Annotated in this window: 8 protein-coding genes and 1 pseudogene; 4 read left to right on the top strand and 5 right to left on the bottom strand. The window is 74.9% G+C overall.

Annotation, left to right across the window (positions count from 1 at the left end; translation table 11 throughout):
• Positions 1-163 precede the first annotated feature (163 nt).
• Together ACPC54_RS33375 and ACPC54_RS33370 are read right to left on the bottom strand one after the other, a co-directional pair.
• A pseudogene (locus ACPC54_RS33375) lies at positions 164-472 on the bottom strand (GMC family oxidoreductase N-terminal domain-containing protein); the annotation flags it as partial.
• 86 nt (positions 473-558) lie between these two features.
• On the bottom strand, positions 559-1,008 hold the full coding sequence (locus ACPC54_RS33370; RefSeq protein WP_498970189.1) for an Lrp/AsnC family transcriptional regulator: 450 nt from the start codon (positions 1,006-1,008) through the stop codon (positions 559-561).
• 150 nt (positions 1,009-1,158) lie between these two features.
• On the opposite strand from ACPC54_RS33370, the gene aspA reads away from it, so the two are divergent.
• Entirely contained in the window at positions 1,159-2,604 is a 1,446-nt protein-coding gene (aspA, locus tag ACPC54_RS33365; RefSeq protein WP_498970188.1) for an aspartate ammonia-lyase, read from the top strand.
• Between the two features lie 22 nt (positions 2,605-2,626).
• Here aspA and ACPC54_RS33360 read toward each other — a convergent pair whose 3' ends face one another.
• Positions 2,627-8,782, bottom strand: a complete 6,156-nt coding sequence (locus ACPC54_RS33360; protein ID WP_498970187.1) for a beta-ketoacyl synthase N-terminal-like domain-containing protein — start codon at positions 8,780-8,782, stop codon at positions 2,627-2,629.
• Positions 8,783-8,983: 201 nt separating this feature from the next.
• Between ACPC54_RS33360 and ACPC54_RS33355 the strand changes: the two genes are divergently transcribed.
• Positions 8,984-9,979 carry an alpha/beta fold hydrolase gene (locus tag ACPC54_RS33355; protein WP_498970186.1) on the top strand — a complete coding sequence of 332 codons (996 nt, stop codon included), beginning with the start codon at positions 8,984-8,986 and terminating at the stop codon, positions 9,977-9,979.
• Positions 9,980-9,993: 14 nt separating this feature from the next.
• Here ACPC54_RS33355 and ACPC54_RS33350 read toward each other — a convergent pair whose 3' ends face one another.
• Complete coding sequence (locus ACPC54_RS33350; protein WP_498970185.1) at positions 9,994-10,536, bottom strand: TetR/AcrR family transcriptional regulator; 543 nt, start codon at positions 10,534-10,536, stop codon at positions 9,994-9,996.
• Positions 10,537-10,640: 104 nt separating this feature from the next.
• Between ACPC54_RS33350 and ACPC54_RS33345 the strand changes: the two genes are divergently transcribed.
• Positions 10,641-10,841 carry a hypothetical protein gene (locus ACPC54_RS33345; RefSeq protein ID WP_498970184.1) on the top strand — a complete coding sequence of 67 codons (201 nt, stop codon included), beginning with the start codon at positions 10,641-10,643 and terminating at the stop codon, positions 10,839-10,841.
• 242 nt (positions 10,842-11,083) lie between these two features.
• On the opposite strand, the gene ACPC54_RS33340 is transcribed toward ACPC54_RS33345, so the two are convergent.
• Positions 11,084-11,995, bottom strand: coding sequence for a LysR family transcriptional regulator (locus tag ACPC54_RS33340; protein ID WP_498970183.1), 912 nt, complete (start codon positions 11,993-11,995; stop codon positions 11,084-11,086).
• 189 nt (positions 11,996-12,184) lie between these two features.
• Here ACPC54_RS33340 and ACPC54_RS33335 point away from each other — a divergent pair, with 189 nt between their 5' ends.
• Positions 12,185-13,546, top strand: coding sequence for a TolB family protein (locus ACPC54_RS33335; protein WP_498970182.1), 1,362 nt, complete (start codon positions 12,185-12,187; stop codon positions 13,544-13,546).
• The last annotated feature ends 179 nt before the right edge of the window (positions 13,547-13,725 follow it).

The raw sequence follows: 13,725 nt of genomic DNA, 5'->3' as shown, positions 1-13,725 counted from the left end.
CACCCGCACACCCCGGTCGGCGAACTCCTGCAGTTGCGCGGTGAAGATCGTGCCCTCGGTGGCGCGGACGGGTTCGCCGAACCGCGGTTGCCCGGCCTGGGCGGCTGGTCGACGACGCCGAGGCGCCGCTCCGCCCCGGCCAGGTGGGGGGGGCGAGGTGGTGGGCCCGGAAGCCGTCGACGCCGGCGGACGCCCAGCACTCCAGCAGGTGGTCGGGAGGACGCCAGAACAGCCCGCCGTTGACCACGGTGGTGCCCCCGACGCAACGCCCCTCCCCGAACGGGATGGTGGGTGCGCCGTGGATGGGCAGCAGACCGCCCTGACGGTAGAGCAGGCGCAGGTTCTCCGCCGGGGACGCCCCGGTGATCCGCGCCTGCGGGACGAGCGGGCCCTCCTCCAGGACGCGGACCTCCCGGCCCGCGCCGGCGAGCTCCAGGGCCGCGGCGCTGCCTCCGGCTCCCGAGCCGATCACCAGGGCGTCGCAGCGGAGCCCGGATCGGATCCGGCCCCCCTCGTCCCGTCGGTCCGGGAGCAGGTGGGACGAGGGGGGCCGGCCGGTCAGCGGTCGACGGGGAGGCCGCTGGGCTGCTTGATCGGCTTCATGATGATCTGTGAGTTGACGGCGGTGGCTCCGGGGAGGGTGGTGAGCCGCTCGGTCCAGAGCTTCTCGTAGGCCGCGAGGTCGGCCACCGCGACGCGCAGCAGGCAGGCGGGGCTGCCCATCAGGCGGTACGCCTCGACGACTTCCGGGATCGTCAGCAGTTCGGCCTCGAAGGCCGCGACGGACCGGGTGTCGCGCTCGACCGACACCAGCACCTCGAAGCCGCGGCCGACCGCGGCCGGGTTGACGATCGCCCGGTACCCCTCGATCACGCCGTCCTGCTCCAGCTGCCGCACCCGTCGCATGCAGGGCGAGGAGGTGAGGCCGACCCGCTGGGCGAGTTCCTGGATGGTCAGCCGGCCGTCCTTCTGGAGCTCGCGCAAGATATCCCTGTCGATCCTGTCCATGACGCGATTATCCACCGCCGAAGCGGCCACGGGCGCCTGGATCGGCAAACCGATTGCGGACGATTCGGCCTAATCTTGCGCCTGGCGCCGCACCGCGGTCCGCATCCCGCCGCGCGCCTCCATGCCCGGCCCTCACTCGAACGGAACCCCATGCAGCCTGCCCCGAGCACCGTCAGCACGCCCGCGGTGCGTACCGAACACGATCTGCTCGGCGAGCGGGACGTACCGTCCGCCGCCTACTACGGCATCCACACGCTCCGGGCGGTGGAGAACTTCCCGATCACCGGCACGCCGGTCTCCGTGTACCCGCAGCTGGTGACCGCACTGGCCTGCGTCAAGCAGGCGTCCGCGCGGGCCAACCGCGACCTGGGCCTGCTCGCGGACCACAAGGCGGAGGCGATCACGGCGGCCTGCGAGGAGATCCGTACCGGACGGCTCCACGACCAGTTCGTCGTCGACGTGATCCAGGGCGGCGCCGGCACCTCCACCAACATGAACGCGAACGAGGTCATCGCCAACCGCGCGCTGGAGCTCCTCGGCCTCGCCAAGGGCGAGTACGGAAGCCTGCACCCGCTGGAGGACGTCAACGCCGGCCAGAGCACCAACGACGTCTACCCGACCGCCGTCAAGATCGCCCTGCACCTGGCCGCCCGCGAACTGCACGACGCCATGGGCGAGTTGCGGGACGCCTTCGCGGCCAAGGCGGAGGAGTTCGCGGACGTCCTCAAGATGGGCCGCACCCAGCTCCAGGACGCCGTCCCGATGACCCTCGGCCAGGAGTTCGCCACCTTCGCCGTCATGCTGGAAGAGGACCGCGGCCGGCTGGCCGAGGCCTGCGAGCTGATCCGGGAGATCAACCTCGGCGGCACCGCCATCGGCACCGGGCTCAACGCCCACCCCGACTACGCGGCCAGGGCCTGCGCCCACCTCGGCGCCATCACCGGCATTCCCGTCGTGATCGCCGGTGACCTGGTCGAGGCCACCCAGGACGCCGGCGCGTTCGTCCAGCTGTCCGGCGTGCTCAAGCGGATCGCGGTCAAGCTCTCCAAGACCTGCAACGACCTGCGGCTGCTCTCCTCGGGCCCGCGCACCGGCCTCGGCGAGATCAACCTGCCCGCGGTCCAGGCGGGTTCGAGCATCATGCCGGGCAAGGTCAACCCGGTCGTCCCCGAGGTCGTCAACCAGATCGCCTTCGAGGTCATCGGCAACGACCTCACCGTCACGTTCGCCGCCGAGGCCGGGCAGCTCCAGCTCAACGCCTTCGAACCGGTGATCGCCCACAGCCTCATGAAGAGCCTGACCCACCTGCGCGCCGGCTGCCGGACCCTGGCGGAGCGCTGCGTCGTCGGCATCACCGCCAACCGCGACCACCTCGCCCACCTGGTCGGCCACTCCATCGGCCTGGTCACCGCCCTCAACCCGCACATCGGCTACGAGAACGCCACCGCCATCGCGCAGGAGGCCCTCACCACCGGCGCGCCCGTCCACGACCTCGTGCTCCGCCGCGGCCTGCTCACCCAGGCGGAGCTCAGCGAGATCCTCCACCCCGACAACCTCGCCCGGCCGCACGCCGCCGCCCACGCCGCCGCCCGCTGACGCCCGCGGGAACGCCGCGGCTTCACGCCGACGGGCGGCCCGGCCCGGGCGGCACCGTCCGGGAGAGCCAGCGGCGGATCGCCGCCGCCGTGGTGGCCACGTGCTCGTCGAGGACCGAGTGGTGGTCGCCCGGCACGTCGCCGGCGCGCAGGTGCAGGGTCGGTACGGTCGACTCCGCCTGCCAGTCCAGGAAGATGCGGGTGTAGGCGCCCATGGCCGCGAGGGCGGGCTCGTCGAGGCCGATCGCGCTGCGGACCGGCAGTTCGGTGAGCCATTCCTCGTCGCGGACGGGGTGGGTGTCCACCAGCACCACGGCCTCGGCGCCGACCCGTTCGGCGGCGGCCTGCGCGACCAGGCCGCCGGTGGAGCGGCCCAGCAGCACCACCGGCCGGTCGAGCCGACCGATCGAGGCGGCGTGGGCCCGGACGAGGGCTTCCACGTCCTCCGGTACGGGGCCGCCGTCGTATCCCGGGTGCGGGAGCACCCACAGGCCCGGCAGGTGGCGGGCCAGCGGGCCGTACTCGCCCGGGGGTGAGGCGAAGGCGGGGAAGCAGACGATCGCCGGGCCCTCGCCGTCGCCGTCTCCATCGCCGTCGCCGAGGCGGCGTGGGGCGGCGGACGGGAGCGTCGCCGCGGACGGCAGCGCCCACGAGGCGGTGACGAGCAGGTGCATGGCCTCCCGGGGGCGGCCCCGTTCGCACAGCCTGCGGTAGAGGAAGGCGAGCGACCCCGGGGGCGGCGGCGGGCGCAGCTGCTCGGCCAGAGCCCTGGGTGTGGCGGATTCGAGCACCACCGTGGCGGGCAGGCGCAGCCCGGCCCGGCCTTCCAGCCGGTTGCGCAGCTCGATCGAGGTCAGCGAATCGAAGCCGAGGTCGAGCATCGGGGTGTCCGGGTGCACGTCCGGGTGGCTCAGCACGGCGGCGACCTCCGCGCACACCAGCTCCAGCAGGTCGGCCGGCGGCGTCGGAACGCCAGGTACGACCGGTACGGCCGGTCCGGCCGGTGCGCCTGGTACGGCCGGCGGTGCCGGCTCCGACGTCCGCCGGGCCCTCGGCCGGGCCGCGCGGTCGAACGCGATCGGCACCAGAACCGGCTCGTCGGTGCCCAGCGCGGCCTCCAGCAGTGCCACCCCCTCCCCGGGGGTGAGCGGCAGCAGGCCGGGGCCGGCCGTCCGGTCGGCCATCATCCCGACCGTCCACGGGCCCCAGGCCAGCGAGAGCGCGGGCAGCCCCAACCGCCGCCGGTGGCGCGCGAGTTCGTCCAGGTAGCTGTTGGCCGCCGCGTAGTTGGCCTGTCCGGCGTGGCCGAGCACCCCGGCCGCCGAGGAGAACAGCACGAAGGCGTCCAGGTCCCGGTGCGCGGTCGACTCGTGCAGGTGCCAGGCCGCTTCGGCCTTGGGGCGCCACACCGTCGCGAGGCGCTCCGGGGTCATCCGGGCCAGAATCCCGTCGTCGAGCACCCCGGCGGTGTGCACGACGGCCCGCAGGTCCGCGATCGAGTCGACCAGTGCGGTCAGCGCCGCGCGGTCGGTCACGTCCAGCCGCGTCTCGCCGGTGCGGCTGGCGACCACGACGCGCACGCCCTTCTCCCGCAGGTGGTCGGCGACCGCGCGGCCGAGTGCGCCGCCGCCGGTGACCAGGACGGTCCCGCGCCAGCGGAAGGCGCGGCCGCCCGGCACCGGGACCAGCTCGGCGCGCTCGGGCACGATCTCCGTACGGCCGTCGCCGAGTTCGGCCAGGATGAACCGGCCGGGGTGCTCGGCCTGCGCGACCCGGACCAGGCCGGCCACCGCCGCTCCGGCGAGGTCTCCCGGCCGCACCAGGACGGTCAGGTGGTCGTGGTCGGCCTGCAACTCCCGCAGCACCAGCGCCAGGGCGCCGGGCGCGTCCCCGGCCGGCACCTCCAGGACCTTGCCCCGCAGCGGTCCCGGGACCGGGTGCCACCGCGGGCGGTACAGGGCGCCCCGGCCGGTTCCGGCCGCCCGCGCGGTGAGCGATTCGACGAGCGCCACCGGTCGGCCCGTCCGGTCGGTGAGGTCGATCCGCCCGCCCCGGACGCGGACGCGCAACGCCGTGGCGCCGCGCGTCAGCAGGTGCACGCCGCGCAGGGCGAACGGCACGCCCCCGCCGAGCTGCCGGGCCGGGTGCAACGCCGCGTCGAACAGCGCGGGGTGCAGCGCGTACCGCCCCGCGTCGGGGAACTCCCCGCGCACCTCTCCGAAGAGTTCGTCGCCCCGGCGCCACAGCCGGCTCAGCCCGCGGAACGCCGGCCCGTAGTCGGCGTGCTCGACGTCGAGCTCCTCGGCGTCCGGCGGGGGCCACTCGCCGGTCTCCACCGGCGGCGCGGGCCGGGAGCGGGCGTCCAGCCGGCCGCTGGCGCACCGGACCCCGTTCGCGTGCACCTCGAACGGCCGCACGCCGTCGGACTCCGGGCGCACCACGATCTCGGCCCGCCTGGTCTCCGGCAGGCGGATCGGCGTGTGCAGGACCAGTTCCTCGACGCTGCCGCAGCCGGCCCGTTCCCCGGCGTACAGCACCAGTTCCAGGATCGCCGTGGCGGGTACGACCGCCGTCCCGCCGACGACGTGGTCCAGCAGCCAGGCCGGGCTGAGGTCGGCGACGCACACCACCTCGCCGGTGCCGGGCACCACCACGGTCGACTCGACCAGCGGGTGCTCGGCCGCGCGGTCGAGCCAGTAGCGCCGGCGCCGGAAGGTACGGGTGCCCCGCAGCCGGGCCACCGCCCGCTCGGGGTCGGTGGTGGGGATGACGCGCCCGGCCAGCTCGGCCGGCGGGTCGCCCGGGCCCAGTCCGACCAGGGTGGCGCCCCCGACCAGGGCCAGCTGGTCGGCGAGGCGGACGGTCTCGCACAGCTGCCGCACCCAGTGGTCCGGATCGTCCGGGCGGGCGCCGACGACCGGGATGGCCGGTGGACGGTACGTCAGGCTCCGGGCCAGCTCGGCGAACCCGCCGAGAGCGGATTCCGCGGCGTCGCCCGCCGTCCCTTCGCGCAGCAGCCGCCCGCGGGCCGTGACCAGCCGCGCCGCGTCGGGCAGCGACAGCACGCCCGCCACGTGCGCCGCCGCGATCTGCCCGGTACCCTGCCCGATCAGCGCGTCCGGGCGGTACCCCCAGGACTCCAACAGGCGGAACAGCGCCACCTCGTGGGCGAACAGGGCCGCCTGGGCGAGGTCCGTGCGGTGCACCGGCTCGGTGCCGGTCGCCTCCCGCAGCTCCGGATCCAGCCGGGCGCACGCCTGCTCGAAGGCCTCGGCGAACACCGGGTACCGGGCGGCCAGGTCCCGTCCCGTGCCGGGCCGCTGCGCCCCCTCCCCCGGGAGGAGGAACGCCACCCGCAGTTGCTCGTACTCCTCGACGATCACGTGCGCGTTGGTGCCCGAGATCCCGAAGGCCGACACTCCGGCCCGGCGCGGCCGGTCCCGGGCCGGCCAGGGCGTCGGCTCGGTGACCAGGCGGAGCGCACCGGCGGACCAGTCGACGTCCGGGGACGGCTCGTCGATGTGCAGGGTGGCGGGCACGGTGCGGTGCCGCATCGCCAGCACGCTCTTGATCACGCCCGCGACCCCGGCGGCGGCCTGGGTGTGCCCGAGGTTGGACTTGACGGTACCGACCAGGACCGGGTCCGTGCGGTCCTGGCCGTAGGTGGCGAGCAGCGCGGCCGCCTCGATCGGGTCGCCCAGGGCGGTGCCGGTGCCGTGGGCCTCGACCACGTCCACCTCGGCGGCGGTCAGCCCGGCGTCGGCCAGCGCCTGCTGGATCACGGCCGCCTGGGCCGGGCCGCTGGGCGCCGTCAGGCCGTTGGACGCGCCGTCCTGGTTGACCGCCGAGCCGCGCAGCAGGGCCAGGACGGGGTGGCCGTTGCGCACCGCGTCGGCCACCCGTTCGAGGACCAGCAGCCCCACTCCCTCCGACCAGGCCGTGCCGTCGGCGGCCGCGGAGAACGGCTTCACCCGTCCGTCCGGGGCCAGGGCGCGCTGCCGGCTGAACGCCACGAAGCTGTCCGGCGTGGCCATGACGGTCGCGCCGCCGGCCAGGGCCAGGTCGCACTGGCCGGCCCGCAGCGAGTCCGCGGCGAGGTGCAGGGTGACCAGGGACGAGGAGCAGGCGGTGTCCAGGGTGAGGGCCGGCCCGTGCAGGCCCAGGGCGTAGGCGATCCGACCGGAGGCCACGCTCCCCGCCGCGCCCAGGGCGATCTGGGACTCCAGCGGGTGCGGGGCGCCCAGGAAGCGGCCGGCGTAGTCGTTGTACATCAGTCCGACGAACACGCCGGTGTCGCTGCCCCGCACCGATTCGGGCGCGATGCCCGCCCGTTCGAGCGCCTCCCAGGCCGTCTCCAGCAGCAGTCGCTGCTGCGGGTCGGTGGCCAGGGCCTCGCGCGGCGACATCCGGAAGAACCCGGCGTCGAAGTCGGCCGCGTCGGTCAGGAAGCCGCCGCGGGTGACGTAGCTGGTGCCCACGTGGTCCGGGTCCGGGTCGAACAGCTCGTCCAGCGGCCAGCCCCGGTCGGTGGGGAATCCCGTGGTGGTGTCCTGTCCGGCGGCGACCACCCGCCAGAGGTCCTCGGGGCAGCTGATCCCGCCGGGGTAGCGGCAGGCCATGCCCACGATCGCGATCGGCTCGGTGGCCCTGCGGGCGGGCGGCGGCGGGCTCGCGGCCCCATCGGCGAGGTGCTCGGCCACCGCGCGGGGCGTCGGGTGATCGAACACCAGCGACGGCGGCAGTGCGACACCCAGCTCCGCGCCCAGCCGGTCGCGCAGGCGCACCGCGCCGAGCGAGTCCAGACCGGCCCCGGCGAACGGTTGGTCCTCCGCGGGCGGGCGGCCGGTGATCGCCGCGGTCTCCCGCAGGACCACGTCGAGCAGGTACCGGAAGCGGAGCCGCTTGCGCACCGGTTTGCCCGAGGAGGTCTGCGGGATCCGGCCGAGCGGGCGGATCGCCTGCGGCACCCGGTGCGGTGGCAGCAGGCGGCGGCAGTGGGCGAGCAGCGCCGCCGGATCGGCGTCGCCCACCACGTAGGCGACCGGCACCTGCCCGAGGACCGGGTCGGGCTCGCCCGCCACGGCCACCTCCCGGACGCCCGGGCAACGGGCGAGGACCTGCTCGATCTCGGCCGGGTGGATGTTCTCCCCGCCCCGGATGATCAGCTCGCCGACCCGCCCGGTCACCACGAGCCGGCCGCCCTCCTCGCGGCCGAGGTCCCCGGTGGCGTGCCACCGGTCGGTGCCGGGCATCCGCAGCCGGATCTCGCCGTCCACCAGCCGGGTGTCGATGCCGGGCAGGACGACGCCGTCGATCGCGATCTTCCCGGAGGTCTCGGTGCTGCCGTAGCCGTCGTGCAGTTCACGGTCGAACCGGCGGCGGAACCGGGCCCGCAGCTCGTCCGGCAGCGGCGCCCCGGCCGACAGGCACCGCGCCGGCAGCGGCGCCCCGACGTCCAGGAGCTGGGTGAAGACGGTCGGCACGCCGCCGAGCGCGGTGAACGGTACCGCGCGCAGCAGCTCGGCCGCCCGGTCCGGCGTGAAGCGGTCCATCACGTAGGCGCTCGCGCCCAGCGTCAGGACGCCCACCACGCACATCGAGTGCCCGAAGGCGTGGAACAGCGGGAGCGGCCAGAGCAGGTGATCGTCGGCGGTCATGCCCAGCAGGTCCCGGTAGGCGTGCTCGGCCGACCGGAGCCAGGCCCGCTGCGTCGACGGCACGCCCTTCGGGTCCCCGCTGGTCCCGGACGTGTAGTGGAGCCAGGCGGGCTCGTCCGGTTCCAGGTCGTCGCGGGGCGGCGTTCCGGTGGGCGCGAGCAGGTCGTCGACGGTCACCGCGCGGGCCCCGGCCACCCGCCGGGCGCGTGCCAGGTGTTCCCGGTCGGTGACCACCAACTCCGCGCCGCTGTCGGCCAGTCGGTGCCGGAGCTCGTCGTCGTCGCCGCGCACGTCGAGCGGGACCCCGACCGCGGCCGCACGGCAGACGCCGAGCGTGGCCGTGACGGCGGGCACCCCGTTGCCCAGGTACAGCGCGACCCGGCTTCCGCGATCGACCCGGAGGTTGCCGGCCACCCGGGCGGTTCTGCGGGCGAGTTCGCCGTAGCCCACCGCTTCGTCGGCGTCGGCGAAGGCGGTCTTGTCCTGGAGGTCCGTCGCATGACGGCGGATCAGCTCGTGCACCGTGCACCTCTGTCATCGATACCGACGGTCGGCCGAAGGCGGGCACCGGGGGCCCGCCCGCGGTCGGGCCCGAACCCTCCGTCGCCGGTGACAGCCTAGGGCCACAACCCCCGTGACGAATGGTCAGTAAGGAGGCGTACGTTCTTCCGGGGAGAACCCCCGAACGATGAGCTCCACCGGGACACAAGGAGGTGGCCGCACATGGCCGAGGAACAGCGAAGTGCCGGGAATGGCGGGACGTCGCGGCGCAGTGCGCTGAAGGCGGCCGTCGTCGGGGCGGGTGCGGTCACCGCGATGGGCGCGGCCGCCTCCGCCGCGCACGCGGACGGGCCCGGGCCCGGGCCCGGCGGGCCCACCTTCGTCCTGGTGCACGGTTCGGGGAGCAACTCCTTCTACTGGCAGCCCCTGTTGCGCGAGCTGGGTCTGCGCGGGCACCGCGCGATCGCGGTCGACCTGCCCGGGCACGGCCTCGGCGCGTACCTGCCCGAGTCCTACCAGACCCCGCAGGACCTGGAGCGGCTGCGCACCGAGCCGTCCCCGATATCCAGGGTGACGCTGGCGGACTTCGCCGCGCACGTCATCGGCGTGGTGCGGCAGGCGCGCCGCAACGGCCCGGTGGTGCTGGTCGGCGGGAGCCTCGGCGGGGTGACCCTCAACGCCGTCGCCAACCAGGTGCCCGAGCTGGTCGCGCACCTGGTGTACGCCTCCGCGTTCTGCCCGACGAAGCACCCCTCGGTGCTGCGGCTGATGACGGCCCCCGAGGCGGCCACCAGTTTCATGACCAGGCTCCCCGCGGTCCGGACGGCGCCGGAGCTGGGCATCAGCCGGGTCAACTGGCGCTCGGGCGACCCGGGGTTCCTCGCGATCGTCAAGGAGGCGATCGCCGCGGACCGGTCGGACGCCGAGGTCCGGGCGCTGATGAACATCCTGGAGCCGGACGAGTCGGCGGCGATCGGCGCGAGCGAGGACGCCCGCGGACTGCCCGCGACCTGGGGCCGGGTGCCGCGCACATTCGTGCGCTACACGCAGGACCACACCATCCCGCTGCCGCTCCAGGACCTCATGATCCGGGAGGCGGACGACACCACCCCGCACAACCGCTTCCGCGTGCGCTCGCTCAGCGCGCCGCACGCCGGCCCGCGTGACGTGGCGCTGCTGGCCCACGAGTTGGAGCTCGTCGCACGGCTGTGCCGCTGACGCCTCGCACCGTCTCAGGCGGCCAGCAGGGATTCCGCGATGCCGCGGGCCCGCCAGGCGGCCTCCGGCGTGCCCTCGCGCAGCGCGGTGACGATGGCGCCGTCCATCAGCAGGGCGAACTGCTTGGCGCGCACGCCGGATTCGGGGACGTCCGCGTCCCGCATCAGCTGCTCGACCAGCTCGACGACGCGCGTCTTGTGCAGCGCCGCCATCCGGCGGGCCGGGCTGGACCGGTCGGCGATCTCGGTCATCGTGGTGATCGCGACGCAGCCGCGGTAGTCGGGCGCCGAGAACCGTTCGGCCAGTGCGTCGAAGATGTGCAGCGGGTGGCCGCCGTGCGCGGCCACCCGCTCGGTGAGCCAGGCGCGCCACCGCGCGTCGCGGCCCTCCAGGACCGCGGTCACCAGGGCCTCCTTCCCGGCGAAGTGCCGGTAGAAGGACGCCCGGCCCACACCGGACTCGGAGAGGATGCGCTCCACTCCGACCGCGTGGATCCCGTAGGCGTAGAAGAGGGCTTCGGCCGTGCTCAGCAGGCGCGCCCGTGCGTTGACTGCCATGCACCGATCCTAACCACCCTTGACGCCAAACGGTACCGATCGGTACCGTCCTCTCAGTCGGAACCGATCGGTACCGTTTCGCAGGTCGCACACCGGGGGGACGCATGAGCGAGGACTGGATCGAAGCCGCCGTCGAACTCAACACCGGCTACACGGTGCTGAACGCGGACGGCGAGGCGATCTCGTACGTGCCCAGTGCGCTGGTCGCGCTCCAGGGCGGCTTCGCCAAGCTGCGCGTCCCCGGCACCGACACCGTCCAGGTGGTCTCGGCCCCCGCCGTCCACCTCATCACCCTCACCGGGTGACCCCGGGCGGTCCCGACCGACCGCCCCCACCGACCAGCGGCTGCACGGCCGCCCGAGCCGGGACGCCCCGCCACCCCACCACGGCGGCGGCCGCCCGCCCCGGGACGCCGAGCGACCGCCGGACTTCCGGAGCCCTGCCCGCCGCACGCGCGGGCAGGGCTCCGGCGCCGTTTCCGGGCAGCCGCCCCGGTCGGTTCGCGGCCCGCGCGGTCTGCTCCGTCCGCCGAAAGCGGGAGGCGGCGTCAGGCCTCGGCGGCGGCCGCCTCGGCGAGGGCGTCCAGCACCGGCCGGATCAGCGGGTGCCCGTCCGCGCCCGCCCGGACGGCGGCGAACACCCGCCGGGTGGCGAGTTCGCTGTCGACGGGCCGGACGGCGACCCGCCCGAGGTCGACGCCGCGCAGCGCCGAACGCGGCACCAGCGCGACCCCGGCGCCCGCCGAGGCGAGCGCGACCACGGCGCGGAAGTCGTCCGAGGAGTGCAGCAGCCGGGGCTGGAAGCCCGCGTGCTCGCAGGCCAGCAGGACGACGTCATGGCAGGGGTTGCCCGGGTAGGGCCCGATCCAGGGCTGGTCGGCCAGGTCGGCGACGGCGAGCGGGCCGGAGTCGGCGGCCAGCGGGTGGTCGAGCGGCAGGACGGCCTCGAAGGGCTCGGCGTACAGCGGGACGCGGGTGAGCCGGGCGTCGTCGGCGCGCGGGGCTCCCCGGTACTCGACGGCCACGGCGAGGTCGGCCCGCCCGTCCAGGACCATCGGCAGGCTGGCGTCCCCCTCGGCGTCCAGGACCTTGAGCCGCACGCCCGGGGCGCGCTCGGCGAGCAGCCCGATCGTCGGGGCGAGCACGAGCGCGATGCCGGTGGCGAAGGACGCGACGGTGACCTCGCCGGCGGCGCCCGCGCTGTACGCGGCGAGGTCGGCCTCGGCGCGTTCGAGCTGGGCGAGCACCACGTCGGCGTGGCCGAGCAGGATCTCCCCGGCGGCGGTCAGCCGCACGCCGCGGCCCTCGCGGGCGAGCAGGTGGTGCCCGGTCTCCTGTTCCAGGGCGGTGAGCTGCTGGGAGACCGCGGAGGGGGTCAGGTAGAGCGCGGCCGCAGCGGCGGTCACGGTCCGGTGGTCCGCCACGGCCCGGAGGGTCCGCAGCCGTCGTGCGTCGATCACACGCCAATTCTGCCAGCGTGTCCGAGCCCTTCCGTACGAGCCCGCCACCGCCCGGTCCACTGTGCGGCGTATTTCCGTTCGACATCGCACTGCCCCGTTGACCGCCCGGCGCGATCGGCGTTGGCTCGTGGCCGAGCCGGGCCACGGGGGATTCGAGGGCCCGGCACTCGACATCAGGGGAGGATGTCCATGATCACCGCTCGTTCCCGCCACCGGCTGGCCCGGACCGCCTGCGTGCTGGTGGCCGCCGTCGCGGTCGGTGCCGCGATGCCGGCCGCCGAGGCCCGGCCGCACAAGGGCGAGACCACCCGGGTCACCGAGGGCCCCAAGGGCGAGCAGCTCGACGACGGCTCGCGCGCGCTCGGGCTGAGCGACGACGGCCGCATCGCGCTGTTCACCTCGTCCGCGACCAACCTGCTGCCCGACGACGGCACCCCGAACACGCAGGACGTCTACGTCCGGGACCTGCGCAACGGGCACGTCGAGCGGGCCAGCGTCGCCGACGACGGCTCCCGGCTGAACGCGCTCACCGCGGACGCCTCGATCAGCGGCGACGGCCGCTACGTCGCCTTCAGCACCGCCGCCACCAACGTGGTGCCCGACCAGGCCAAGCACGAGCTCGACGTCTTCGTCCGCGACCTGTGGACGGGCGACACCGAGCTGGTCACCACGAGCAACGTCGCCACCGGCGACGACGAGACCAACCGCATCGCCCAGCAGCCCACCCTGAGCGCGGACGGCCGCTACGTCGCCTACTCCTCCAACCGCACCGACCTGACCCCGGGCACCCGGCCCGGCCGGGTCAACATCTTCGTCACCGACCGCTGGACCCACACCACCAGGCTGGTCACCGACGGCATCCGCGGAAACACCCCCGCCGACAGCTCCTGGAACCCGACCATCAGCGCGGACGGCGACACCGTCGGCTTCACCTCCCGGGCCGTCTCCCTCGGCTCGCAGCCGGTGACCGCGGCTGCGGTCGAACAGGTCGGACCCGGGCCCCGGTTCTCCCCGTACTACGTCTGGAACGCCGACACCGGCAAGATCACCGGCGCCAGCCTGGACGGTACCGGCCGGCTGCGCGGCGCCGGCGGCGACGCCCGGATCAGCCCGGACGGCCGCTACGCCGTCTACAGCCTGCCGACCGACGGCGCCGGGAAGCAGCGCGGCGTCCGGATGGACGTCTGGGTCCGCGAGCTGGCCACCGGCGCGCTCACCCAGGTCAACACCCCGCTGCCCGGCACCACGACCACCGGCGGCTCCTACGACGCCGTCATGAGCACCGACGACCACTGGGTCTACTTCGACACCGACGCCGACAACCTGGTCGCCGGCGACACCAACCACTACCGCAGCGTGTTCCGCCGCGACCTGCGGACCGGGGAGATCGAGCGGGTCAGCGTCGCGGCGGACGGCTCGCCGAGCACCGGCTCCTCGGGCGGCCCGTACGTCGACGCCACCGGCGACAACGTCGTCTTCACCGCGCAGGGCGCCAACCTGGTACCCGGCGACACCAGCACCTTCACGAACGTGTTCCTGCGCCGCTCGTGAACCCTGAACCACCCCGCCGTCTACGACAGTTGACGTAGTCTCCGGTCGCGTCCGGCTCAGCTGCCGACCGGCGGCGGAAACCGCGAACGGGGGCGGGCCGCCGGCCGGAAAGCCGGGGCCCGCCCCCGTAGCGGGAGGGTGGGGCAGATGGTCTTGGGGTCCGTGCGGCGCGAGCGGAG

The sequence above is a fragment of the Kitasatospora sp. NPDC094028 genome, assembly GCF_049543595.1.
Classification (GTDB): Bacteria; Actinomycetota; Actinomycetes; order Streptomycetales; family Streptomycetaceae; genus Kitasatospora.
The sequence above is the reverse complement of the archived record's forward strand: the minus strand, read 5'-3'. Positions and strand labels throughout refer to the sequence as shown.